This window comes from Streptococcus sp. 5346, assembly GCF_013277455.1.
Lineage (GTDB): Bacteria > Bacillota > Bacilli > Lactobacillales > Streptococcaceae > Streptococcus.
The window spans coordinates 25906-50725 of record NZ_VMMY01000020.1; the positions used below are offsets into that span (position 1 = coordinate 25906).

Sequence of the window (24820 nt, forward strand, 5' to 3'; positions counted from 1 at the left end):
CAAAGATTTGGGAAAATAAAAAAAGCAACTCCAAAAAAGTTACTTTTTTTCTATTTTAATTTCATACGGCAAGAACGGTGCCTTTCCTTACCTGTTTGTTTTTCATAGCCTGGGCGTAGTTTTTCATCTGGAATAACCTGCTCATCCTGTAAAAGAGCCAAAGAATGGTATTGTTGTAAATATTCATCACATTCATCACACCAGCGTTGGTCTTCTGGATCCCAAAAAATGGTCATCAAGTCACTTCTGCTTTTATAAAGAGGGGATTCTTGTTCTAATTTAAACCAGCAAGTTTTGTAGTATTTGAGAGCATCATAATACTGGTCAAATTTCTTACTAGCTACAATATCTTCTTCCCAACCTTCTAAGAACCACCAGGGTTCAAAATCTCCATACATTTCTATAACACGATACATATTCATTCAATTCCTTTGTATCGTATATTATAACTAATTCCATTAAACAAGGAAAGAAATATGCTCATTTCTTAATTTTTTGATAAAAAATTCAGCCATCTTATGATGACTGAATTTCTATTTGCTTATGTTCCAAAATGTTTTTACTACTTAAGCTTCTGAAATATCGTTTTCGATGATGACCTTAATGGCATGGTGGTCTGCCGCTTTACTGAAAACTTCATAGGCTTTTTCAATTTCACTTAGTTTGAAATAATGAGTTACCAATTTTTCTGGCTCAATCTTATGACTTTCAAGTGCTTTCAACAATTGTGGAGTTGTATTTGTAGATACCAAACCAGTTGTTACATTGATGTTGCGAATCCAAAGTTTATCTAAATCGAATTCGACTGGTTTACCATGTACACCACAGTTGGCAACCGTTCCGTCTACACCGATAATCTTTTGACAGAAATCAAATGTTGCAGGAATACCAACAGCTTCGATAGCAACATCCACACCACGACCATCTGTCAAATCGTAAATTTCTTTAATGGCTTTTTCAGGGTCTGAAGAATTAACCTTATGAGTCGCACCAAATGATAGAGCAGTTTCCAAGCGGTTATCGTCTAAGTCCACCATAATCAATTTAGCTGGTGAGTAGAATTGAGCCGTCAAAAGAGCAGCCAATCCAACTGGACCTGAACCAATAATGGCTACGCTGCAACCAGGTTCTACTTTCCCTTTTAAGACACCAATTTCATATCCAGTAGGCAGAATGTCTGATAGCATAACCAAGGCTTCATCTGACAAGTCTTCTGGAGTGTGGTAAAGAGTATTATCTGCATGAGGGACACGTAGATATTCAGCCTGCATACCATCAATCAAGTGACCAAAAATCCAGCCCCCTTCGTCTTCACAGTGAGCATAAATTCCTTTTTTACAGTAGTAGCATTTACCACAGGCACAGACACAAGAAATCAAGACCTTGTCGCCTTTTTTGAAGTTCGAAACTCCTTCTCCAACTTCTTCCACAATCCCAATCCCTTCGTGACCAAGAATGGTACCACTTTGGCAAGCAGGAACATCCCCTTTGATAATATGGAGGTCTGTTCCACAAATAGTGGTTTTTACGATACGCACAATAGCGTCTGTTGGCTTACGAATCACTGGTTTGTCAACGTCAACAAAAGAAGCAAGTCCTGGTTTAACATAAGTATAGGCTTTCATAAAGCACTCCTCCGTTTTTTTATTTGTATTATTTATAATACAATTGTAAACCTTTTCATTTGTTTGCTCAAGCTTTTTTGTGATTTTTTTAACTTTTTTATTTACTGGTAAAGCAATATAGATAAAAAAGCAGAAGCTAATCTCTAACTTCTGCTTTCTCTCTTATGCTTGATAACGTTTCACACCATCTAGATAGGTTGCTACCAATTCCAAATCTTTATCTAATACGATAAAGTCCGCATCATAACCTTCACGGATTTGACCACAGACATCATCAATGTGAACAGATTTAGCTGGGTTGAGGCTGGCCATCATGACTGCTTCATGCGGATTCGCAATACCCCACTCGACTACATTTCTCATACCATCTTTAAGTTTGAGGATAGAACCTGCCAAATTACCAGTAGATTTGAGACGTGCAGTTCCATTTGCTACTACAACAGGGAATTCTCCCAACATATAGTCACCGTCTTCAAGCCCACCAGCTGTCATACAGTCCGTAATAAGAGCGATGTTTTCTGTCCCCTTTTGCTTAAGTAAAATCTCACAAGCTTTTGGATCTACGTGATAACCATCACAAATCAATTCTGCGTAAGTATGTGGGAGCTCATACATAGCTCCTACCATACCTAGTTCGCGGTGTGTTAAACCACGCATCCCATTATAGGCATGTACCCATACACTAGCTCCAGCATCAACTGCCTTCTTAGCTTGTTCAAATGTCGCATCTGAGTGTCCAAGTGCAACTGTCACACCTTCACCTGTAATAGTACGTACAAAATCTTCCACCCCATCACGTTCTGGTGCAATAGCGATTTTATTTAGCATCCCTTTTGCAGCATCCTGCCAAGAATGAAACTCCTCAACACCCGGGTCTCTCATATAAGTTGGATTTTGTGCCCCCTTAAAAGTTTCTGTGAAATATGGACCTTCATAATAAATCCCACGAATCTTAGCACCTGTTGCTTCTTTATAATGGTTTCCAAGATTTTCAGTGACTGCAAGCAATTGCTCATAAGTGGCTGTTAAAGTTGTGGGCAAGAAACTGGTAACACCGGTACTAAGAAGTCCTTCACTCATAGTATGCAATGTACCTTCAATATTGTTGTCCATCACATCTACACCTGCATATCCATGAATATGAGTATCCACAAGACCTGGTGCAATGCTATAACCAGTATAGTCAAGAACCTCTGCTCCTTCAGGAATTTGATCCACATGTTTCCCAAATTTGCCATCAACAAGTTCTAAGTACCCACCGCGACGAATGCCAAATGGATAGAAAAACTGATCCGCTTTAACGTAATTAGGCATAATAATGACCTCCTTAAAAGATTACTTTTGATATTTATTATGTCAATTACATTATAAACTTTTCTGATTCATTTGTAAATGGTATAGACCTATTTTCTAGAGATATTTTAAAAGAGCTGGATTTCTCCAACTCTTCTCTTTTTAATACAAGTTATTTTGATTTGACCGGCTTGTCTTGAGCTGTTTGCAAGGCTGCAGCAATGGTATCTGCATACAATTTAGCTCCTGCTTCAATCTTACTATTGTCACTTCCGAAATGGACTTGGTCTGTACCTGCCCAGATTTCTGGATGCTCTTTCGCAACTTGATTCCAATCTGCTATCGTGATGTAAGGAGTCTTCTCTGCCAATTCTCTCATATAGGCAGCCGCCTTCTCAACGATTGCATAGGTCTCTTTTGTCTTATCCCCCTCATAAGGAGTCACCAAAACCATATGGTGGCCCTTAGGAAGATTTTTCACGATACTATCCCAATCTTCCTTGTAATTTTCAGGATTATTTACCCCAGTTGCAATGACCACCATCTTAGGTAAAAATTTATTCTGGCTATTATTTAGCATGATTTCATTGGCATTCTTGGTTGTTCTGCTGACTTGCGCGTTAATTTGTGCTCCAGGAAGAGCTGTCTGCAGGGCTGTATTTGCCCTTAAAGCCACCGAGTCACCAATTAACATAGTGCCATCAGCAATCCCCAAACTATCAGCTTCTGCTCGTTCTGCCATCACTTTTGTTTGGGCAATATTACTAGCAGCTTGCTTCAAACCATTGACAGTTAAGTCTGTCTCAAACGCTCCCACTTGTGGTGCCAACAAAGTCACTAAGAGGACAATGAAGGTCAAGATTCCTGTACTTGTTGCAAGAATTGCGCGAATATAAGGCAGGGGACGAATGGTTTGTAAAATAGTTGTGCTCTTGCCTGCAATCCAAGGTTCCAATACATAAAATGAAAGACTGGCAAATCCATAAGAAAAAATCAAAGTCAGTAACACAGCAAGAAGATTTGATGTCAATTGTGAGAAAATAATGTAGAAAGGCCAATGGAAAAGATAAACCGCATAGCTAGTATCCGCTAAAAAGCTGATAATCTTTGGCTCCTGTACGTTAGGAGTCTTTTCATGCAAGACACGCGCCGCCAGAATCATAGCTAGGGCTGCAAGACTGGCAAGCAAGAAGCCAATAAGATAGGCAAAGAGATAGGTAAATTTGACAAAGAAAGTCAAAATGAGTAAGAAGCCAAAACCTCCTCCAAAAACTAAAAGGGTCTTGCGTAAATCCCAGATTCTACCCAACTGCTTAACTAAAGAAGTTGTCTGACGAACACCTACAATCGTTGCTAGAATACTTCCCAAAAAGAATGGATAGACATGAGTTAAACTGGAGAAGTAAACAGAGGAATAAGAGTTTACTAGAAAACTACCAATAAACATGGAGAAGAAACTAATCAAGAATGCAGCAGCAGATAAGAGAAAGACCATTCCTCTCAACTGACCATTTGATTTAGCCTGTTTGGATAAGAACCAAACTGCCAATCCCCATAGAATATAGTAGTGAACCTCAACAGCCAAGCTCCAATTATGAACAAACAAATGAGGAATGAACTGAGATTCATAACTCCCACCTGTTAGGAGTTCATAGAAGTTGGTCATAAAGCCTAAGACACCCGCAATCTGACCTCCAATTCCAGCCACATAGTCTTGGCGAACTAGGAAGGTAAAGGGCATGGTCACCAAGACCATCAAAACCACAGGTGGCACAATCCGATAAAAGCGTCTCCTAAAAAATCCAACTAAATCAATCTCATGATTTTGAGAAAATTCTTCGATGAGTAGAGCCGTAATCAGGAAGCCTGAAAACGTGAAAAAGACATCTACCCCGAAAAATCCTCCAGGAAAGATGGTCTGAAAGAAGTGATACAAGAGTACCAAAAGTAAACCTGTAATTCTAATCAAGGAAAACCATTTAATGCGCATACGAGTTTATTCTCCCTTTCATTATACACTTTATTCTATCAAAAAAAGAAGAAAAATCCTAAGAGAAAACTTAGGATTTTTAGCTTATATCCATTCTATTTTAGAAATTACGTCCTGATTTATTATAGCCATATTTTTCAACAAAATACTCACGGAATTCCAAGAGATTGTCATCCATGATGGCTTGTCGCACTTGCTTCATCAGTTTAAGCAAGAAGTAAAGATTGTGGTAGCTAGTCAAGCGGATACCAAAGGTTTCATCAGCCTTGAGCAGGTGACGAAGATAAGCGCGTGTATAGTTCTTACATGTATAGCAATCACACTCAGGATCCAGTGGTGTAAAGTCCTCAGCAAACTGAGCATTTTTGACAACCAAACGACCTTGACTGGTCATACAAGTTCCATTACGAGCGATTCGAGTCGGCAAGACACAGTCAAACATATCTACACCACGAATCACCCCATCAATCAAGCTATCTGGCGCTCCCACACCCATCAAATAGCGAGGTTTATTTTCAGGCAGCAGTTGAGTTGTAAAGTCCAAGACTGCATTCATCTCTTCGTGGGTTTCTCCCACCGCCAAACCACCGATAGAGTAACCTGGGAAGTCCATGCTGACAAGATCATGAGCCGATTGGCGACGAAGGTCTTCAAATCCTGCTCCCTGCACAATCCCAAATAATCCTTGATCATGCGGACGACGGTGAGCCTTCAAACCACGCTCAGCCCAACGGCTGGTACGCTCGATTGATTTCTTAACGTAGTCGTATGGTTGATAAAACTGAGGACATTCGTCAAAGGACATCATGATGTCTGAACCCAGATTGTTCTGAATAGAGATGGCTTTTTCTGGCGATAGGAACATCTTAGAACCATTGAGATGGTTTTTAAAAGTTACACCTTCTTCTGTGATATTGCGGCTATCTGCTAGAGAATAAACCTGAAAACCACCACTATCTGTCAAAATAGGCTGGTCCCAATTCATGAACTTGTGGAGACCACCTGCGCGTGCGATGAGTTCATCTCCAGGGCGAAGCCAGAGATGATAGGTGTTTGATAGGATAATTCCCGAACCCATCTCCTTCAATTCTTCAGGCGACTGAGTTTTGACAGTGGCTTGAGTTCCAACTGGCATAAACATAGGTGTTGGGAAGGTGCCGTGGGGAGTGATGATTTCTCCCAGACGAGCTCCCGTGTGTTTTTCTTTCTTAATCAAACGATATTTGATTGGTGAATCTGACATTTTTTACCTCCGAAGCTGGGAAAAACAGTCCCAGTTCATACTTTGTGCCTAAGGGCATACTGTATGATTTTATCAAAAAAAGCCGGAACTGTCACGAACTATGGTATAATGAGAGAATGAAATACCCAAAAATTAATTTAAAAACCGTTCGTCTGCAAGCCAGACAATTTCAGGCTGAAAATCCCCGCCTCTTTCTCGTCTATCTCTTACCTAGTATACTGGTCATCTTGTCTGGCTTCCTCAATCCCTTAGAGCGTATCAACGAGTCTATTTTAGATCAATCCTTTTTAAGCGTGCTTGGTCATGTATTCCAAGCCTATCTTTTTCCACTATTAGTCTCATTTATCGGAGCTATTCTTCTAACCAGTTCAGTCTATACAACCCTAAAACTCATCAAGAATCCAGATACAGAACTATCCGTCAAAAATAGTCTTACTCTCTTTAACGAAGCACACTTTTCACAAACCTTTTTGACTCTACTTCTCAAACGTTTCTATCTCTTTTTATGGAGCATTCCTAGTTTACTCGGAATTTACTTTCTTTTTTACAGTAGCTTTCTAGCAAAGAAATTCGTTGTCCTTCACCCTGAGTTTCCCAATCTGGATCTCACGTCAATTGAAACCGAGCGTTTCCTCATGACCTTTGGTCTTTACTTTCTAGCAAGTATACTCTTGATGATTGTCGGAAATAGTCTCTATATTCCACAATACTATGCCTATTCGCAGGTAGAATTTCTCCTCTGTGACACCCTAGATTTAGGACAAGCCAAACCAGGACAAATCCTTAAAACCAGCCGTTTCCTGATGAAAGGCTATAAATTTCAGCGCTTTATTCTAGACCTACAACTCCTCCCTTGGTACTTCCTCAATTGGATTACTTTTGGAATTGCTAGTTTCTCACTCCTACCCTACATTCAAATCAATAAAATGATTTTTTACCGAGCAGTATTGGCTCGAAAACGTCCAAAAGCTTGAAGGTTTTCCCTCAAGCTTTTTTCTATCAATGAGTTTCTCCGCCTACCAACTTGAGGTCTTGATCTCCATGTTCGATAATGGCGCCGACTGCCGCTTCTATCCCTCGCCTAATATCCACTAAACTCATAGCTGGGGTAGTCGGTCGATTCACCACCTGTTCCATCATATAAGGAATATGCATAAAACCTGCCTTAACATGTGGAAATTTCTTTTCTACCAAATAGAGGGCCTGATACATCAAATGATTGCAGACAAAAGTCCCTGCCGTATTAGAAACAGAGGCCGGCAATCCCTCTTTTTTTATAGCTTGAACCATCGCTTTAATCGGCAGACTACTAAAGTAGGCCGGAGCACCGTCTGGGCGAATGGGAAGGTCAATCGGTTGATTACCTTCGTTATCAGGAATGCGTGCATCGTCTTGATTAATGGCTACTCGCTCAGGTGTCAAGCTGGTTCTTCCACCTGCTTGGCCAATACAAAGGACAAAGTCAGGTTGATAACGGTTCATCTCTTCTTCCAATACATGGGCCGATTTGTGAAAGACTGTTGGCACTTCTAGCCAACGGACCTCAGCACCATGGATTTCAGCTGGTAAACCTTTAATGGCCTCCAAGGCTGGATTGACCTTTTCCCCTCCAAAGGGCTCAAAACCTGTCACTAATACTTTCATTTCTCACTCCTCAAAACAAATTCAATGAGACTTTTTCTTAAAAACAAGTATAACATATTTCCCTTATTCTGGAGTGAAAAGGACTAGAAGGATCAGATCGGCATTAAAGTTTATTTAAAAAGTAAAATACTAATCAAGGCCAAAATAGCTGGTCCACCTTGCTTCAAAATAATTTTTTTATCTGCTGTGAGAGAGCCATAAGCCGCAGCACCAATCACAAACAAGACAAAAATAGTCACAATTTCTAAATTCTGTGAGAAATAAATCCCATACAAGAGAAAGACTCCTAGCAAACCGTTATAAATCCCTTGATTTTTAAACAGTGAACTTACCGACGGACGAGCCAATTCTTCCTTGTCCATGTTAAAGACACGACTAGTCGCATCTGATTGCGTTGCAATACTTTCCAAATAAAAAATGTAAAAATGCTCCAAAGCAGCAATCGTTGCTAAAATGATTGTCATAATTGACACCTATTTCTCCTTAAATTTCTATATTTTCAATACCCAAAACCAATTTATTTAATAAACGGCTGAGTTCAGTTCTTTCAGACTCTGTTAAGATACTTTCCATCGCTTGCTTAACCTTGATATGCTGCAGAGGGGGATTCACCACTAACTGCTCCTTGGCATACTTCGTAGTCTCTACCAACACTTCTCGCTGATTTTCAGGATTGCGATGACGCTCCACCAGACCTTCCTTTTCCAAAATCTTGAAATGTCGTGTCAAGGCAGCTTGATCAATCTTCAAACGCTCCTGAACCGCTATTTGATTACAAGGGGAATGCTTCAGTAAAAATAATAAAATCTGATACCGTGTCAAACTAATCCCAAGCCTTTTTTCAAACAATTGCGTACTCGCTTGCTCAGACAAGCGGAGTTGATACAGTAAATCTTGAATCTCTAACATTTCTTCTTCCCTTTTATTGATTTATCAATAGTTGACTAATCAAGTATAATACAAAGTAAAATAGATTGCAAGAATCATGCTTGAATCATTACAACAAGATGGTAACTTTCTATTTCCCATTCAAATTGAAAAAGAAAAAACGAACGAAACTCGCTTCCTATCACGAAAGCTAGATCTCATTCGTCAAAATGATATTATCAAATCTGGTTTATCCATTCATTGAAACGTGAACATGATCATAGTGATTTTCTGTCACGCTACCACGGTCTGGCATTGGGTTCCAAGTATTAGCTGGCCCATATTTGCTATCGAATGGTGCATAGAAACGTTGTTTCCAGATGATGTAACTAATTCCTCGGCTGGCCATATTTTGAATAGCGTATTCCGCAATCTTATCCCCTAGCTCTGAGCTTTCTGGTACCATAAAGTCGATAGCCAAACCTTTTCCGTGATCTCCACTGTCTCCTGGACGGTAACCACTAAAGGATGTGATGCCAAACAAGTTAGCAATTTCTTCTTTAAAGGCAGCTGTTTGTGGTTGAAGGCCAGCATTTTCAGATTTCGCTACTGCCAGTCCAGCATAATCGGGCGCAGCTGGAGCCGCGTAAGTTGTTGAAACTGTTTTCGCCTCTTCTGGTTGATAAGTAGAAACTGCTGCTGTAGCTTCACTTGATGATGCTACTTCTTTTGCTTCTTCTGAACTTGTTGCAGTTGTTTCAGGTGCTTTTTCTTCTACTGGTATTGTGGTTGCTTCCACTGCTGATTCAGTTTGAGTGCTTGCTTGTGTTTCATCTTTCTCAGCTGGAGTCGTTGCCTGAGGAGCTGCTTCTGCAACTGCACTACTTGTTTCGGCTGTTTGCTCCGCTGACGTTGAGGTATTTGTAGATGGTGCCACTTCTTCTGCAGTAGCAACTGTCTCTGCAACTTCTGAACTTGATGCCACTTCTTTTGTTCTTGTAGTTTCTACCGCTTTTGGAGCTTCTGCAATTGGTTGAGAAAGGTCTGCAACCTGAACAGTTTGATCATCAACCGTCACTTGATTGGTTGTCAAATCTGCTGTCGCAGTTGTCACTTCTTCACTAGAGTCTGCTTGAGGAGTTTGGATTTCAACTTCTGTTACTTCTTCTGCTTCATTGACAGTCGTTGTCAAAACAGTTTCTGGGAAAATCAAGTCCATATTCGTGATTTTATTCAAATTCGCAAGAACTGTGACATCTACACCCAAGGCCTCTGCAATGGTGCTCAAGGTATCACCATACTGAACGGTATAACTTGTTTTGTTGTCCGTTTTAGTCAAATCGTTTTGGATTTGCTCAACACTACGTGCAGTCCAAAGAACTTCTTCTGCTTGGGTTGCCAATACTGGGGCAAATGACAAGGCTACTGTTGACGCTAATAACATTCTTTTCTTCAATCTTTCAAATTCCTTTCAAATGAGTACCTGTCTATCATAACACAAAAAATGTAGAAAAAAAGCCCTCTCGGGCCTATTTAACAGAACTGTCTATTCCTTGTAACAAACTAGGTTACTTGAAATAGTTTGTTAGGTCTCTGTCACAAAACTGACACAATCTTCTCGTTACTTGCTCTCAAAAATATAAGTAATATCTGCTAACGCTTGAATCCTATGATTGCCTTCATAAGTTGACTCTAAAAAGTTGATACTTCGAATCCCACTATTCTGGGCGAATTCCACATCCAGAGTCCGATCCCCTATATAATAAGTATTATCAGGATTCAACTGATACTTGTCTATCAGATAGTTAGCCGCTTCTGGACTAGGTTTCCGCACAAAACCACTCTGACTGGTTAAAATCTCTGTAAAATAAGATCCCAAACCCAAGTCTCTTAGAATGGTAAAAGCATTATCTCCCTTATGAGTGTAAACAAACTGCTGAATTCCTGATTCCTCTGCCCAAGCTAGCACCTCACGCGCACCTGGCATCAAAACTACCTGAGCATTCTTTTCAGCCAGACTCTGAGCACGCATCTGATTTAGCACTTCCACATCCAGTTTTTTCTCTTCTGCCACCTGCACAAGCAAATCCTGAACAGAATACTTGAGAATAAACTCTCTTACCTTTTCCTTATCATAAGGAATAGAAAACTGACCAAAAGTCTCCTCAATCCCTGATAAAATTGCTTCGTAAGAGTCCAATAAAGTCCCGTCTAAATCCCAAATAAAAGCTGTTTTTTGCATTTCCTATCCTTTCAAGCTCATATAACGCTGGTAACGATAACGTAGAAATAACCAGCGAAAACCATTATCCAAGAGAGTTCCTGCCCAAATACCAGGCAAGCCCCAACCAAGCACAATCCCCATCAGATATCCTGTTCCAATGCGGATACACCACATTCCTATACTTGTCGCATAAAAGGGAAGCCGAGCATTGCCCAAACCCTGCCAGACTGCCGTATAGATGACTGTCCCTGTCGTCATAGGAGTTCCAAGTAGTGAAAAAAGTGTTACTAGAACACTAGCCTCCACAGCTAGAGAATCAGTCGTATAGAGATGAGTTAATGGCACACCCAAGGCATAGATACTAAAGGTCAAAGGGAACATGAGGACCAGAGAAAGCCAAAAGGTTTGCTTACTCAAACTAGCGACTCTTTTCCAATCATCTTCTCCAACCGCTCGAGCCACTTGCATGACTGTTGCTGTAGCCACACCAAAGGCAGGCATGTAGTTAAACTGGGTCAAGACTTCTCCAACTGCATTCCCAGCCACTGCCTCCGTTCCAAAAGAAACAACCAAGGCAATGATTACGACATCTCCAGCTCGCATCATAAGCCGCTCTCCAGCTGCTGGTAAAGCTAAAGTCAATAGTTCCTTATCTAAACCAAAAGTCGGTTTCTCAAAAGGCAACTTTAATTGGGACCATAAAATCACAAGACCAACCAAACGAGACAGAATTGTCCCCCAAGCAACACCAGCTATCCCCATATCAAGAACAAAAATAGCTAGACCGGAAAAGAGAATATTCAAAGCATTTGACAAGAGACTAACATAGAGAGGCAGACGTGGATTATGCGTTGCACGAATCAAGGCACCCAGACTGGTCATGAATCCCAAAAGAACAATCGAACCACCAACTAAAGATAGGTAGAGTCCACCACTCTCAGCTACAGTTCTCTCCGTCCCCAAAAGTCCTATCATCTCTTGCCCAGCGAAGATGGACAAAGCTCCCAAAAGGAAACTTAAGAGTAAAGTAATTTTCAAGGCCTCAGTCACATGATAAGCCAACTTCGACTGGTCTTTCTGCCCTATGCTTTTTGATATAACACTGGAAATAGCAGCTCCCAGAGCGATGAAAATCGCCTGATAAATTGTGATAATATTGCCAGCTACTGATACACCCGAAATAGCTATCAAGCCCAAGTGAGCGACCAGATAACTGTCCACCATCCCCATGAGCATCTGCAAAAAGTTTTCGCCCATAGCTGGCAAGGCAATATTCAGAATGTCTTTATTTTTCTTAAACAATCCTTCCTCCTGATGAAAAGAAACTCAGTTGGTTTCCCAACCGAGTTTACTCCTTCTGTCTTAAAGTCCTAGATAAGCCTCAACCGCTGCTTGCATATCAGCAGCTGCCACTGTTGTCTTGTGACGAACAGGAGCTGTTTCAAGCCCATCAACTGCTGGTGGCACTGCAACGCCTGAGATATCATGTAATTGAGCCAAGGCTTCAAAGTCAGTTAAGCCAACTTTCCCCGTTACAGCTTCTACTGCAACTACTGGAAACTTGTATGGACTAGCTGTTGAAGCAATCACCGTCTTAGTCACATCGCCAGTAGCCGCTTGGTATTTTCTATAAACTGCTGAGGCAACCGCCGTATGTGGATCCTCGATATAAGAATCTGACTCATAAACACGCTTGATTTCTGCTGCTGTTTCTTCCTCAGTCGCATATTCAGCTGCAAATAGTTCAAGAATCTCTGCATCAAAGTCTGTCAACTCATATTGTCCTTGCGTGTTCAAGGCATTCATAAGTTCAGCTGTCTTTTCAGCGTCATTCCCCAAAAGATGGAAAATCAAACGCTCCAAGTTTGAAGATACCAAAATATCCATAGAGGGGCTAGTTGTTACCTTAAACTCACGCTTCTTATCATAAACACGTGTCTTGAAGAAGTCTGTCAAAACATTGTTGTCATTTGAAGCGCAGATTAATTTGCCAACTGGTAGACCAATTTGTTTGGCATAAAAGGCAGCCAAGATATTTCCAAAGTTTCCTGTTGGTACTGTGAAGTTGATCTGTTCACCAGCCACAATCTCACCAGTCTTGATCAACTGAGCGTAAGCATAAACATAATAGACAATCTGTGGCACCAGGCGACCAATGTTCATAGAGTTAGCTGATGAAAATTGCAACTTGTTGGTAGCCAATTTTTCACGAAGAGCCACGTCGTTAAACATGTGCTTCACATTTGTTTGCGCATCATCAAAGTTACCATCAATGGCTATAACATGAGTATTGCCACCAGTCTGAGTGGTCATTTGCAACTCTTGTACCTTGCTGACACCATCCTTCGGATAAAAGACGATAATCTCAGTGCCAGGAACATCCGCAAACCCTGCCATAGCAGCTTTCCCAGTATCACCAGATGTCGCTGTTAAGATGACAATCTTGTTCTCCAAACCATGCTTCTTAGCAGCTGTTGTCATAAAGTATGGCAAAATAGACAAGGCCATATCCTTAAAGGCAATTGTTGAACCATGGAACAGTTCCAAGTTGTATTGCCCGTCTAATTTCACCAAAGGCGCTATAGCTGGAGTATCAAACTTACTATCGTAGGCATTGTTGATACAGTAGTCCAACTCCTCAGCTGTAAAGTCATCTAAAAATGCTGACAAAACTAACTTAGCAACTTCCTGATAAGAAGCATCTTGCAATTTGTCAAAGTCCAAATCTACCTTTGGATAAGTAACCGGTGTAAACAAACCACCGTCCGTAGCCAAACCTTGCAAAATAGCTTGGCTGGCAGTTACTGTATTTTTCGCATCACGCGTTGATTGATAAACTAATGTCATTACTCTCTATCCTTTATCTATAGTCTCTTCCATTATATCATGATTTTTCAGAAAATTCTCCCTTTATAAAAGAAATTATAGTCCCAATTCTTTCTTCAAAGGCTCTAAATAAATCATTTCTTGCTTATTTCTCATCTCCAGTCCTTCCTCAGATAGGATAAGTAAGTCTTTGGAAAATTCAATAATCGTAGTTTCTTCCTCATCTGTAAGCTTTTTCTTAGAAAATTGTCGTCTTAAAAACTTATAATCACAATCAAATTTCTTAAAGAAAGGTGCTGTTTCTAAGTAAGCTACTAACTTATTTAAATTAACCAACAATCCCAAGTGAAAGGCTGCAGAAGCAAAAGTCCTATCAAGTGGCTGTGTACACACACTACGAAACTCAACTGTTCCTCGAGTCGTTAAGTCTTGGTACTGGTAACTACGATGAGTTTCAAAATCCTTCTCTTGGGGAGAAATAATAATCTCATCCCCATTCAGAGTAAATGCCTGGATTGCAGGCATAGCCAAATAATCCCTTGCCTGAATCGGATAAAAATAATAGGTTTGTTCATCACGTTCCGCAGTAAAAATTGCAGAATGATCTAGATAATCAAAAAAATCATCCCCATCTTTAAAGAGTCTAGCATTGACCCCGACGTTTTCTGGATATATACCATGCATGGATTCTTCCCAGAAAATATCCCTTGAAATTTTCGTATCCCAATCTGCACCTGAAAACTCAGAATTGGCAAATAAATATGCCTTAACTGCTTCAATTTGAGTAAAAGCATTAATCACCCGTAAGTAGTTAGATTTTGAAACATCAAGCTGTACCTGACTCCCACAGATAAAAGCACCATATTCAGGGAAATGATGCAAGTCTGATTTAGTCACATTTCTTCTCAAATTCAAATAGTCCATCAACATCTGATAGCGTGGATAAGCCACTGGACAATTCTCATTTTTATCCCAGTTGGGATGAATACCGCAACCAACGATAGCATGATTGGATTCGCCTAATTTTCTCTGAATTACATCCATATAATTATTGAAACGATTTTCGACCTCTTGAATCGTTTCAGCCTTACCAAATGCAAACTCAATCGTTGTATAGGAAACTTCAAATAAAATAGCATCCTGACTTATCGGATCTACTAACTGGATAGGATTGCCAAAATCATCTACCTTTTCTACAGTAAAATCAAAAGAAGAAACTAAATATCGGAATAAGTACTTGATAACTTCAACATCTGTAGCATCCCCTTCCAAGTTTACAACAGGATATTCCAGCTCAATCCCGACAAACAATTCAGGATTTTCTTTAATATTTTTCAAATACCGATGTTTTAATAAATCGATAGAACGAGACATACTATCCTACTCTTTCTTAATCTAAATCAAATTTTAATAACTATTATTATACAAAAAATAATACAAAAAGGAACGAAGAATAACAACGTTCCTAAGTCTATACTATACCGGCGGCCGGGGTCGAACCGGCACGTCCTTGCGGACACTGGATTTTGAGTTTGGTGTTTAAGATTTTACATCTTTATAAGTCAGCATAATCAACGTTATAAAAAACCATTTGTATTATTTAAAAAAACAATTTTTTTCTTTTTAGTAACTTTTTAGGAACGAAATTTTTTTAATCTTCCTCTTATATCTCTACTCAATTTGTTCAGTTCTTCATCGTTACACAGTTCTTCACCATAGAATTTGCTGAATGTAAATAACCTTATAACTTCTTGGTAGCCTTCTTCAGTATTCTCATCAAGTAATTTTAGATAACATTGAAAATTTCTAATTGCTTTTTTCTTCACAGCTTCAAAGTCTTCATCTTCAGAAACTGAATAATTGACTGGTCGCCACTCTTTGACGATTTGAATTGTGTCATTCCAAAATTCCATTTTATCTCACTTTTCAATTATTATTTTACTCTGGATTGAAAACGAGAATTTTTCCAACGGACTATAGATACCTTTTATCTCCACTATTTTATTCTTATATCCTTCGAATATCTCTTCCACCTGCTGATTAGTATAATCATAATTAGGTTTATAAGCAGTATTTGCTATTGAGTTCATTGTCCCAAATACTTTACTAACTCTTGATTCAGCAATTTCTCTAAAATTATCGTTTTTTTCAATCTCCAATTTAGGAGATAAAAAATGAAATGAGGATGATAAATTACGTTTTTTTTCATAAAATTCTGTTCTTGAATTTGAATATTCTAAAAAAAATTTTTTTATTTCATTTCCTTTATCTAATAATTTTAAAAATAACTCATTAACTTCTTCATCACTATATTCATAATATCTTTTATTTGATAAATTTCCTATTAGTGACAATGTTTTATAAACTTGTGTCATTCTTCTTTCCACTACAATAACAAAATTATTTGCTTTATCTACTGTTGTCATATTGTTCCTCCATCTAACCATTATAGCATCGCAAATCTTTTTTGTCTATTTTTTTAAAATAAACGGTCTATTTAAAAATATTAGACAAAAAGACCGTATTTTTCTTGACATAGTGGATACGATATGCTAAGATATCATCAACAGGGAAATAATTCTCTTTAACACCGTGTAGAAAGGAAAATTTGTCATGACCCCAGAAGAACAAATGGCATTAGAGTATTTTTATGAAGAGATGGACTCCTATTATTGTGAGGAGGAACAAGGAGAGATGTTTGATTGATACGAGAATTAAATCATCTCCATAGTTTCTGAGAATAATTGGGAAACTATACTCTAAATCATAGGTTTATGCAAAGCTAGATATACACAAAAGGAGGTACGAATGCAAGTTAGAGCTTCACCGAAATCTTTTACGATAAACAAAATAAATTATTAAACAAAAAGGAGAAACAATAATGCTAAACTATCCAAACAACGTTCAACTTGCTGTTGAAGACATGTGTAGAGTTTACAACACACCTGAGAAACGCAAGTACGCAGCCAATCAAGCTAGACTCCATTTGTCACATAATACAAAATCTGACCTATATAGTCAAGCTTTAGCAGAACTTTTCAATTCGTTAAATATAAATACCCGTATACAAGAAGAGTACGCACAAAAATTAGTTGCTTTTTATTTTTATAGTAAGGCAAGTTATTATGGTAAAATAAGCATGTATGATGATTTCAATAATTGCAATGGTAAATTGCCTCATCGTTTTACTACTTACAGTTAATGGATATCTGGGGAGTATATCTCCCCTTTATATCTTAGAAAGGAATGCATCATGAAAAATCTCTATAAATATCTTTTTTACACATCATTTGTTGGCCTCATTTTGTTATTGTATACCACTTTTTACCTTTTAAATGTATTCTCCCCATTTTACGAGGCTACAATGGTGCTGTTAGGTGTTATACTCATTATTTTTGTACTTATCTGTATAGAATTGATAACTTTACCAGGAGAGGAGAGAAAACATGAGAATGTTGAATCAAACAATTCGTGTGAAGAGTAAATACCCTTACTTTATTCGCCCCCAAAATATTACAGTTATTAGACTAGTTATTCAAATTTTTACCCTTTTACTTCTCATGTGTTCATGGATTGCTACAATCCCATTTATTGCACGTCTAGTCTTTTCCATGTTTTTTATAAGTCTTCTTTTTTTAGTAGAGAGGTTCTTTCATTCTGATGTTATAGAAAAATTGAGAAACAAGCTCAATATCAGAGAAGCTTTGTTTCAAATGTTAATTAGTTTAAATTTGTATGATATTCTTGATAATGAAGTAGTAGATACAGCAGTTCTATATTTTGACGTTGAGGATAATAAGGTTATTGTCTGTGCCTCACTATTTGGGAATCGTTATCTGAAAACTTTGAAAAATTTAGAGGAATATCTATGCCCCACTTTAGGGGTGTCCTTAATTTATAAAAAAGAAGAGATTGATAAAATAGTATATGTGTTAGGGGAAATAGAAGAAATAGAACAATATGTTTTTAATAGTAACACATTGACAAGAGAATTTTTTGAAGATATTCCTAGTCCAATAATCAAGCTATCGAATACTCAGCAATTTAGTCTAAAATCAAACACTAACATAGGTATTTATGGACGAACAGGAACAGGCAAAACAATAGCTCTCCAATGGTATTTATTTAATGCTCTTGCTAAAGGGTGCGGAACTGTTGACGGTACTTACTTAGGCATTGTAGACGGAAAAGGGGCAGACTTATATGCCCTTGGCAAGCTTCTTGAAGAAGAATTGGGCAAAAGTGTTTCCGTAGGTTCTTCTCCTACTTCACTTGCAAAGCTATCAAGACAGTTTGTGGAGATGATGAATGAACGTTTTGAGGTTATCAAGCAGAACAGTTCTCTAAATGCTGATGCATATGATTTGGGGATGACACCGAATTTCCTGTTTATTGATGAGCTCGCTTCTATTCGTGATAGTTGTGGCTCTAGCAAACAAGGTAAAGAGTTATGGGACGAAATTTTGCAAAATTTGGGTTTGATTGCTCGCAAAGGACGCCAGGCAGGTTTTCACCTCTGCCTTAGTACCCAAGACCCTAATGCAGACAATATTCCTGTGGAGTTGCGCCTCCAAATATCAAGTGTTTTGTATCTCTCGAATATTGGTATAGACCGGTTAAAAATGGCATTTTCTATGTGTGAACTTGAGAATGTACCTACTGTATCAGACAGGAAAGGGGAAGCTCTATTTTTCGCTGATGGAATAAATTCGGTTGAGCCTGTGCTAACAATTGTGCCATTTGTTGATTTAAAAACTAAACAAGAATTTTTACAGGTAGTTAGAAATATACTGCCAAACTACTAATAACGGTATTTTTCTCTGTTGGAATAGGAATTCTTTTCAATAGAGAAAAAGAGCCAACCGACTGCATTGCAGGAGGTAAGAAAGAAAGGAATTTAACATGAAATTAAATGATTTTTTGAAACCCGAATTACTAGGCAATCGCTTTTTTGCCGTTAAAGGGTATACAGAAGTATTAGATAGAGAGACTAATAAGCCCGTAGCTTTACGACTTAATGTGTCAATTCAAGATGAGAATTCTGATTTCTTTATGGAGATGATACAAGTCAAAATAAATACATTATCGCCTACTGCTTCTGTTCAAGAGATGGCGAACAACAAAACTTGTCCTGTTAGTCTTAAAGATTTAAACGTAGGGCAATTCAATGGAAATTTGTGGTTCGCTTGTTCTGATGTTTTACCTGTAACAAAATAGCTAAGATTAGATAATATATAAAGGAGTTTTACAATGCAAACTTTTAACTACGATGATTTTAAGAATGAAAAGGGGATTGTTTCATTTTCTGAAGCAGAACAAATCTATTCTAGTCTCCTTAATTCCTCCAATCAACTTGATAAAGAATTTCAAGAAGAATGGACAACATTTGTACTTCTATGCGTAGAGTATGCCTCTGCACGTGGTAAATGGCTCACACTCTCAAGAGAAGAGAAACTTGCCAATGATGAATCTAGAACTGTTACTCACAATAAAGTTATTTATCAACTAAAGATTTTAAAAGGTTTAGCAAGTGAACAGGGCAATGATGTTGCTTGGTTTGAACAATTTAACGATGACAGAAAACGTATTGGCGACTTTGCTTGCTATGTAGCTTATATCTATGCCTTAAATGCTCGATAGACAATTAGAGGATATTATAGCTATATATTACTCTATGTCTGATATTCATGGAAATTATTAAATAACATCTTAAAAATAATTAATTCTATTTATCTATCACCGAAACAATGTGCTATAACTTAATTCGATTCTTAGACTAATATCAAAAATAAATAGGGGAATATATATGAAGACGTTATTAATTGGTGATTTACACTTAAAATCTCAACTGATTTTACCCATTGTTGACAAAATTATCCAAACACATAATATTAAGAGAATCATTTTTCTTGGTGATTACGTTGATTTACATGGTCAAACTAACAATATCCAACTTTATGCCAAAGACCTCACTTTTTTATACTCTTGGAAAATAGATAAAGAGCAAAACGGAATAGATGTAATTAATCTTATAGGTAATCATGATGCTTATTATTTACTGGGAGAACAAGCTCCTTTCTCAATTCAAAACCTAGAGGTCTTTTTCGCAGTTAAAGAATTGTTGCAGGATTTGAAATTACAAGTAGCTTATCAACTAGATGATTATTTAGTCAGTCACGCTGGTTTCAATCTGATATTTGACCCAAAAGAATGGCATTTTAACCTCTATACCAAAGAGCATGAAGAAGAATTAGATATTCTAGCTTATACAATAGGACCAATGCGTGGTGGGAAAGCTCTTGGGGGGTCTCCTTTATGGGCACATTTTAGAGAATTAGAACTGCTTCCCAACCAAGACTTTCCTAAACAAATTGTTGGGCATACCCCTAAAGAATCTATTGATATTTCTAAAAATGTTATTGGTATAGATACTTTTTCATTATATATTGACAAAGATAATAAATATCAATTTATTGGTAATGGAGATTTACTCGTTTATGACCAAGGACATTTTGAGGTCATTTCAACAGACTGGGCAACAGACAAAATATTAAAACAATTACCACGACTATAAATTTAATAGCTACTTCTCATCATGTACCTAAGCAAAACTGCCGACAAGCAGTCGGCAAGCTGGAAGTGTGTTTAGCGGAGCGGTGCTTAGGATCACATGATAGAAGTAGGGAGGAGCTTTGCTCCTCCTAGTTTATTTATTATATAGACAATCTTTTGGCGAAAACTATAATAAGGGTGCATTTTTTTATGACTAATTATAATAAAAAAATTATTCGCACCGCTTCCTATATCGAGATTTGGGAATATGAAAAGCCAATATTTTCAAAAGGAAAATCCATTCTAGATACTAATACTGAAAACAAGGAAAAATCACAACGTAGAACATTTGATGAACTTACACCTGAAGAACAAGAACAACGTCTGGAGCGTATGAAAAAAACTCGCTTAGAAGCAAAGTGGAACTTATTACGCTTAGTTGATTGTAATTATAATGACAATACTTCATTTCTAACCCTGACCACTAAAGAAAATATTAGCGACAGAAACCACTTCAAAGACTTACTAAAAACTTTTATAAAACGCTTTAACTACCACATCTTTAATACCAAGAAAAGTAAATTAAAATATTTAACAGTATTAGAAAAGCAAAAACGTGGAGCATGGCATGCTCATATTCTGCTTTTCAGCGTTCCTTATGTACCACACCGTCAACTCTTGGAACTTTGGGGACATGGAGCAGTACGAATAAATAAAGTTGATGTAGACAGCAAAGAAAATCGCGGTCGATATGTCACAAAGTATTTTGAAAAAGGGATTGGACAAGAATTGTTGGAAAACTTCGGAAAGCAAGCCTATTTTTCATCACGCAACTTAAAAAAGCCTGATGAAGATAGATTTTATACTTATGAAGATTTTAATTATGATAGTTCAGTCGTACTATATGAAACGGAATACATTAGTAAAGTCTATAAAGACGGTCAGTATTTCGATAATCATGTAAAGTATAAGAAAATAAAACTAGATGAATAAAGGAGTAAGTTACATGATAGCAACTGTTACTAAGAATGACCTAGTTGCCCTTGGTTTTTCTGAGGGCACATCGAAACGTATTATCCGCCAAGGGAAAGAGCTACTGATAACACGAGGCTTTACAGTCTATCAGAATAAACGAATTGGTACTATACCTGCTACTATTGTAAGCGAATTACTCGGTTTTGATGTTCAAAACAGTACCCTCAAGGAGTAAAATATGGCAATTAGAAAAGGTAAAGACGGTAATTGGATAGTTGATATTAGCAACGGTTTTGACCCAATAACACTAAAGCAACGTAGAATTGTCAGAAAGGGCTATAAGACGAAAAAAGAAGCTATTGAGGCAGAACACTACTTACGAAGTGTAGAGTTAAAAGAACGCTTCTATGGGGCTAAAATAACTATCCCCATACTATATGAACTACTAAAGGAAGAAGATAGTATAAATCATCGAAAAGCAAGCTATATCAATACACAAGATAATAATTACAACAAACACATCAAAGATTATTTTTCTATGGTAGATAATGTCGGAAAACTAACCTATGAAGACATCTACCAATTTAGAGAACATCTTAGGCAAAAAGTAGCTAAAAATTCTGATAAACCGTTAAGCACAAATACTATCAACAAAATCATGATTTTACTCAAAAAAATTTTTGATGTTGGTTTGCGAAAAGGCTATTACTCCTCCAATCCAGCAAAATTGATAAAAAAGTTGCCAATTGAAAAAACAAAAATGCAATTTTGGACAGTCAAAGAATTTCAGAAGTTTTTGACACTATTTGAACCCGAAGAATACAATATCAAACTACTCTTTACTGTTCTATTCTTTACAGGATTAAGACTTGGGGAAGCTCTTGCCCTAACATGGCAAGACATCGACTTTTCAAGTAATACAATTCATATCACGAAATCTGTCTATGTTAATAAAGGAGTAACTCATATCAGCACAACAAAAACTAAAGCAGGAACAAGAAGAATTGTCATCAATAAAAAATTAAGCCAAGAATTACAAGATTGGGAAAAGCAACAAAAACATCTATTAGAGCAATTTACCAACAATAGCCTAACATTACAAGTGTTTCAAAATAGTCCTATCACAATTACAAAAAATGCAGTTGAAAAACAATATAAGAAAATACTTGAACGTGATAGCACACTAAAAAAGATACGCATACACGATTTTAGGCACTCACACGCTTCCCTGCTGATTAACCAAGGGGAAGATTATCTAGTTGTAAAAGAGCGACTAGGACATGCTTCTATAACAACCACGATTGATACCTACTCTCACTTGTACCCAAGTAAGCAAAAGGATTTAGCTGATAAACTAGATGAATTACTATAAAGTAATTGAGTTTTATAAATGGAAAGTTTATAATTAAATCATGGATACATCACAAGCAATAAAAGCACATGAAGTAGCTAAAAAAGCACACTTTGGACAAATTGATAGAGCAGGAATTGACTACATTAAACACCCTGAAACAGTAGCTAGTTTTGTCGCAACTGATGAAGAGAAAGCTGTCGCCTATCTACATGATGTAATTGAAGATACTTCACTAACCCTACTAGACCTAAAAAAGGAAGGTTTTTCAAAAAATATTATAGAAGCCGTCGATATACTCACAAAGAAAAAAGGACAAGATTATCAATCTTATCTCAATCTAGTAAAGAAAAATGAACTCGCTAGAGTTGTAAAGTTAGCGGATTTACGGCATAATTCAGATTTAACAAGACTACCATTAATTACTGAAAAAGACTTAGAGAGAAATAAGAAATACAGTTCTGCTATTAGATTTTTAAGAGCAAAGAAAAAAAGTTAGTAACTAAACTATAAAATTTTATAAAGAGAAAACAAAAGACAAGGCTTATAAACTTTGTCTTTATTACTATACTGGCGGTCGGTCTCGAACTGGCACATCCTTGCAGATACTACAATTTTATTAAAATAAATAACTATAAAAAGTGAAATTTTTTATTGAGAAACTTTTAGACTAGGAGTATAATGTATCTAAAATAACTATTAGGTGGCTGTTATATGAATAATGTTGTTACTACACAAATTTCTATTCAACTTAGTCAAGAGTTAAATTCTTTATTAAATGCTATTGTTGAAGAAAATAATACAACAAAGACTGACTTTATTAGACAAGCTGTTATAGAGAAAATTGAAGATATATATGATATTAAGGTTGCTGATGAAGCTTATAAAAAATGGGTTGAATGTGGCAAAAAGACTTTCTCACATGAAGAAATGATGAGGCGCTATGGCTAAAATATACGCAATATCTGATATACATGGGCACTACAATGAGTTTATTAAATCTATCAATAAAATAGATTTATCTGATAAACAAAGTCGACTTATCTTACTTGGAGACTACATTGACAATGGTTCTCAATCTTTTCAAGTTATTTCCAAAATAATTGAACTTGAGGAACTTTATCCTAATCAAATTATCACTCTATTAGGAAATCATGAAGAATGGTTTTATGATTGGTTGATTTTAGAAAAGCCTACTTCTTCTGCATTTCCAGAAACAATAAAAAGCTTCTTCTCTCCAGAGGAATTGAACTATATTTTTAAATCGAATGCTAACAACTTTGAAACAGGTGTTAGAAATGAAATTAAAAATAATATCAAATTTAATCCATTTATAAACTGGTTTAAAAAACGATATAGGGATAAACGCTATTATGAAACTGATACCCAAATTTTTGTTCATGCTGGCATTGATGAAGAAGCAGGAAAGTTTTGGAAAGAACTAACGAGTTCAGAGATATTTACAAACAAATTTCCTATTACCACTGGTAGATTTCATAAAGCTATTATTTCGGGCCATATTGCTTCTTCGGAAGTAGCTAAAGATAGAAGATACCTGGGTAAGATTTACTATGATAGTAAAAGTCATTACTTTATTGATGGAGAGGTAACGAATAGCAAAACAATACCTGTTCTTTGCTATGATACAATTACCCAAAAATATCACTTTCTATAACTTTTAATCATGTGCTTTTATATGAAATTAGTAATTATTAGTAACAATTTCAAGAAATTTATTATGACATAACAAAAAGACAAGGCTTAGAAACCTTGTCTTTTCAACTATACCGGCGGCCGGGGTCGAACCGGCACGTCCTTGCGGACACTGGATTTTGAGTCCAGCGCGTCTGCCAATTCCGCCACGCCGGCAAATAGTAACTGGGGTAGCTGGATTCGAACCAACGCATGAGGGAGTCAAAGTCCCTTGCCTTACCGCTTGGCTATACCCCAATAATATAAAATAGGCGAGTGATGGGGATCGAACCCACGCATGCCAGAGCCACAATCTGGTGTGTTAACCACTTCACCACACCCGCCATAATTCTATTAACACGGGCAGTAGGAATTGAACCCACACTGAAGGTTTTGGAGACCTTAGTTCTACCTTTAAACTATGCCCGTAAAATGGAAGGGGAGGGATTCGAACCCCCGAACCCGAAGGAGCGGATTTACAGTCCGCCGCGTTTAGCCTCTTCGCTACCCTTCCAAAATATAAAAATGGCGCGAGACG

General features: G+C 37.4%; 28 protein-coding genes and 5 tRNA genes. 13 read left to right on the plus strand and 20 right to left on the minus strand.

The window, feature by feature from the left end:
* Positions 1 to 50: 50 nt before the first annotated feature.
* The 5 genes from HT732_RS09780 to tgt form a co-directional block, all read right to left on the minus strand.
* The gene (locus tag HT732_RS09780) at positions 51 to 416 is read right to left on the minus strand and encodes a DUF1033 family protein (RefSeq protein ID WP_045606653.1); all 366 of its coding nucleotides are present in this window, start codon (positions 414 to 416) and stop codon (positions 51 to 53) included.
* A gap of 150 nt (positions 417 to 566) precedes the next feature.
* Entirely contained in the window at positions 567 to 1625 is a 1059-nt protein-coding gene (locus HT732_RS09785) for a zinc-dependent alcohol dehydrogenase family protein (protein WP_000649458.1), read from the minus strand.
* Positions 1626 to 1787: 162 nt separating this feature from the next.
* Positions 1788 to 2939 carry an N-acetylglucosamine-6-phosphate deacetylase gene (nagA, locus tag HT732_RS09790; RefSeq protein ID WP_001134549.1) on the minus strand — a complete coding sequence of 384 codons (1152 nt, stop codon included), beginning with the start codon at positions 2937 to 2939 and terminating at the stop codon, positions 1788 to 1790.
* A gap of 151 nt (positions 2940 to 3090) precedes the next feature.
* Positions 3091 to 4908 (minus strand): acyltransferase family protein, encoded by a 1818-nt coding sequence (locus tag HT732_RS09795; protein WP_173254929.1) that lies wholly within the window; start codon positions 4906 to 4908, stop codon positions 3091 to 3093.
* 100 nt (positions 4909 to 5008) lie between these two features.
* Positions 5009 to 6151, minus strand: a complete 1143-nt coding sequence (tgt, locus tag HT732_RS09800; protein WP_173254931.1) for a tRNA guanosine(34) transglycosylase Tgt — start codon at positions 6149 to 6151, stop codon at positions 5009 to 5011.
* Between the two features lie 116 nt (positions 6152 to 6267).
* Between tgt and HT732_RS09805 the strand changes: the two genes are divergently transcribed.
* Positions 6268 to 7125: a DUF975 family protein gene (locus HT732_RS09805; RefSeq protein WP_173254933.1), complete on the plus strand. Its 858-nt coding sequence runs from the start codon at positions 6268 to 6270 to the stop codon at positions 7123 to 7125.
* Positions 7126 to 7150: 25 nt separating this feature from the next.
* On the opposite strand, the gene pcp is transcribed toward HT732_RS09805, so the two are convergent.
* The 3 genes from pcp to HT732_RS09820 all read right to left on the minus strand — a co-directional run bounded on the left by pcp (position 7151) and on the right by HT732_RS09820 (position 8704).
* The gene (gene pcp, locus HT732_RS09810; protein ID WP_173254935.1) at positions 7151 to 7795 is read right to left on the minus strand and encodes a pyroglutamyl-peptidase I; all 645 of its coding nucleotides are present in this window, start codon (positions 7793 to 7795) and stop codon (positions 7151 to 7153) included.
* 110 nt (positions 7796 to 7905) lie between these two features.
* Positions 7906 to 8268: a DUF1304 family protein gene (locus tag HT732_RS09815; protein ID WP_173254937.1), complete on the minus strand. Its 363-nt coding sequence runs from the start codon at positions 8266 to 8268 to the stop codon at positions 7906 to 7908.
* 10 nt (positions 8269 to 8278) lie between these two features.
* Positions 8279 to 8704 carry a MarR family winged helix-turn-helix transcriptional regulator gene (locus HT732_RS09820; RefSeq protein WP_173254939.1) on the minus strand — a complete coding sequence of 142 codons (426 nt, stop codon included), beginning with the start codon at positions 8702 to 8704 and terminating at the stop codon, positions 8279 to 8281.
* A 76-nt stretch (positions 8705 to 8780) separates the two neighbouring features.
* On the opposite strand from HT732_RS09820, the gene HT732_RS09825 reads away from it, so the two are divergent.
* Complete coding sequence (locus tag HT732_RS09825; protein ID WP_173254941.1) at positions 8781 to 8927, plus strand: hypothetical protein; 147 nt, start codon at positions 8781 to 8783, stop codon at positions 8925 to 8927.
* On the opposite strand, the gene HT732_RS09830 is transcribed toward HT732_RS09825, so the two are convergent.
* The 7 genes from HT732_RS09830 to HT732_RS09860 all read right to left on the minus strand — a co-directional run bounded on the left by HT732_RS09830 (position 8913) and on the right by HT732_RS09860 (position 16138).
* Positions 8913 to 10118: a LysM domain-containing protein gene (locus HT732_RS09830; protein ID WP_173254943.1), complete on the minus strand. Its 1206-nt coding sequence runs from the start codon at positions 10116 to 10118 to the stop codon at positions 8913 to 8915. The genes HT732_RS09825 and HT732_RS09830 overlap by 15 nt on opposite strands.
* Positions 10119 to 10283: 165 nt before the next feature.
* The gene (locus HT732_RS09835) at positions 10284 to 10904 is read right to left on the minus strand and encodes an HAD family hydrolase (protein WP_173254945.1); all 621 of its coding nucleotides are present in this window, start codon (positions 10902 to 10904) and stop codon (positions 10284 to 10286) included.
* Positions 10905 to 10907: 3 nt separating this feature from the next.
* Positions 10908 to 12188 (minus strand): MATE family efflux transporter, encoded by a 1281-nt coding sequence (locus HT732_RS09840; protein ID WP_050142171.1) that lies wholly within the window; start codon positions 12186 to 12188, stop codon positions 10908 to 10910.
* Between the two features lie 60 nt (positions 12189 to 12248).
* A complete protein-coding gene (gene thrC / locus HT732_RS09845; RefSeq protein WP_050142173.1) occupies positions 12249 to 13733 on the minus strand; it encodes a threonine synthase in 1485 nt (494 codons plus the stop codon).
* A gap of 75 nt (positions 13734 to 13808) precedes the next feature.
* Complete coding sequence (locus tag HT732_RS09850; RefSeq protein WP_173254947.1) at positions 13809 to 15086, minus strand: gamma-glutamylcysteine synthetase; 1278 nt, start codon at positions 15084 to 15086, stop codon at positions 13809 to 13811.
* 260 nt (positions 15087 to 15346) lie between these two features.
* Entirely contained in the window at positions 15347 to 15625 is a 279-nt protein-coding gene (locus HT732_RS09855) for a hypothetical protein (protein WP_173254948.1), read from the minus strand.
* A 6-nt stretch (positions 15626 to 15631) separates the two neighbouring features.
* Complete coding sequence (locus HT732_RS09860; RefSeq protein WP_173254950.1) at positions 15632 to 16138, minus strand: hypothetical protein; 507 nt, start codon at positions 16136 to 16138, stop codon at positions 15632 to 15634.
* A 455-nt stretch (positions 16139 to 16593) separates the two neighbouring features.
* On the opposite strand from HT732_RS09860, the gene HT732_RS09865 reads away from it, so the two are divergent.
* The 11 genes from HT732_RS09865 (at position 16594) to HT732_RS09915 (ending at position 24265) form a co-directional block, all read left to right on the plus strand.
* Complete coding sequence (locus HT732_RS09865; RefSeq protein WP_173254952.1) at positions 16594 to 16914, plus strand: hypothetical protein; 321 nt, start codon at positions 16594 to 16596, stop codon at positions 16912 to 16914.
* Positions 16915 to 17158: 244 nt separating this feature from the next.
* Positions 17159 to 18517, plus strand: a complete 1359-nt coding sequence (locus HT732_RS09870) for an FtsK/SpoIIIE domain-containing protein (RefSeq protein ID WP_173254954.1) — start codon at positions 17159 to 17161, stop codon at positions 18515 to 18517.
* Between the two features lie 97 nt (positions 18518 to 18614).
* Positions 18615 to 18929 (plus strand): hypothetical protein, encoded by a 315-nt coding sequence (locus HT732_RS09875; protein WP_000772805.1) that lies wholly within the window; start codon positions 18615 to 18617, stop codon positions 18927 to 18929.
* A 33-nt stretch (positions 18930 to 18962) separates the two neighbouring features.
* Positions 18963 to 19352 (plus strand): hypothetical protein, encoded by a 390-nt coding sequence (locus HT732_RS09880; RefSeq protein WP_001192942.1) that lies wholly within the window; start codon positions 18963 to 18965, stop codon positions 19350 to 19352.
* Positions 19353 to 19518: 166 nt separating this feature from the next.
* The gene (locus HT732_RS09885) at positions 19519 to 20286 is read left to right on the plus strand and encodes a metallophosphoesterase (protein ID WP_000854384.1); all 768 of its coding nucleotides are present in this window, start codon (positions 19519 to 19521) and stop codon (positions 20284 to 20286) included.
* 188 nt (positions 20287 to 20474) lie between these two features.
* On the plus strand, positions 20475 to 21257 hold the full coding sequence (locus tag HT732_RS09890; protein ID WP_173254956.1) for a Rep protein: 783 nt from the start codon (positions 20475 to 20477) through the stop codon (positions 21255 to 21257).
* Between the two features lie 13 nt (positions 21258 to 21270).
* The gene (locus HT732_RS09895; protein WP_000562210.1) at positions 21271 to 21474 is read left to right on the plus strand and encodes a DUF3173 domain-containing protein; all 204 of its coding nucleotides are present in this window, start codon (positions 21271 to 21273) and stop codon (positions 21472 to 21474) included.
* A 3-nt stretch (positions 21475 to 21477) separates the two neighbouring features.
* Entirely contained in the window at positions 21478 to 22611 is a 1134-nt protein-coding gene (locus tag HT732_RS09900; RefSeq protein ID WP_001007697.1) for a site-specific integrase, read from the plus strand.
* A 40-nt stretch (positions 22612 to 22651) separates the two neighbouring features.
* The gene (locus tag HT732_RS09905; RefSeq protein WP_000381519.1) at positions 22652 to 23089 is read left to right on the plus strand and encodes an HD domain-containing protein; all 438 of its coding nucleotides are present in this window, start codon (positions 22652 to 22654) and stop codon (positions 23087 to 23089) included.
* A gap of 215 nt (positions 23090 to 23304) precedes the next feature.
* A complete protein-coding gene (locus HT732_RS09910; protein ID WP_173254958.1) occupies positions 23305 to 23541 on the plus strand; it encodes a DUF6290 family protein in 237 nt (78 codons plus the stop codon).
* A complete protein-coding gene (locus HT732_RS09915; protein ID WP_173254960.1) occupies positions 23534 to 24265 on the plus strand; it encodes a metallophosphoesterase in 732 nt (243 codons plus the stop codon). The genes HT732_RS09910 and HT732_RS09915 overlap by 8 nt, the downstream gene beginning before the upstream one ends.
* A 110-nt stretch (positions 24266 to 24375) precedes the next feature.
* Here the strand turns inward: HT732_RS09915 and HT732_RS09920 are convergent.
* The 5 genes from HT732_RS09920 to HT732_RS09940 form a co-directional block, all read right to left on the minus strand.
* Positions 24376 to 24459 (minus strand) — tRNA-Leu (locus HT732_RS09920).
* 9 nt (positions 24460 to 24468) lie between these two features.
* Positions 24469 to 24540: transfer RNA gene (locus tag HT732_RS09925), tRNA-Gln, on the minus strand.
* Between the two features lie 13 nt (positions 24541 to 24553).
* Positions 24554 to 24626, minus strand: a tRNA-His gene (locus HT732_RS09930).
* 14 nt (positions 24627 to 24640) lie between these two features.
* Positions 24641 to 24711 (minus strand) — tRNA-Trp (locus tag HT732_RS09935).
* Positions 24712 to 24715: 4 nt separating this feature from the next.
* A tRNA-Tyr gene (locus HT732_RS09940) sits at positions 24716 to 24796 on the minus strand.
* Positions 24797 to 24820: the final 24 nt, after the last annotated feature.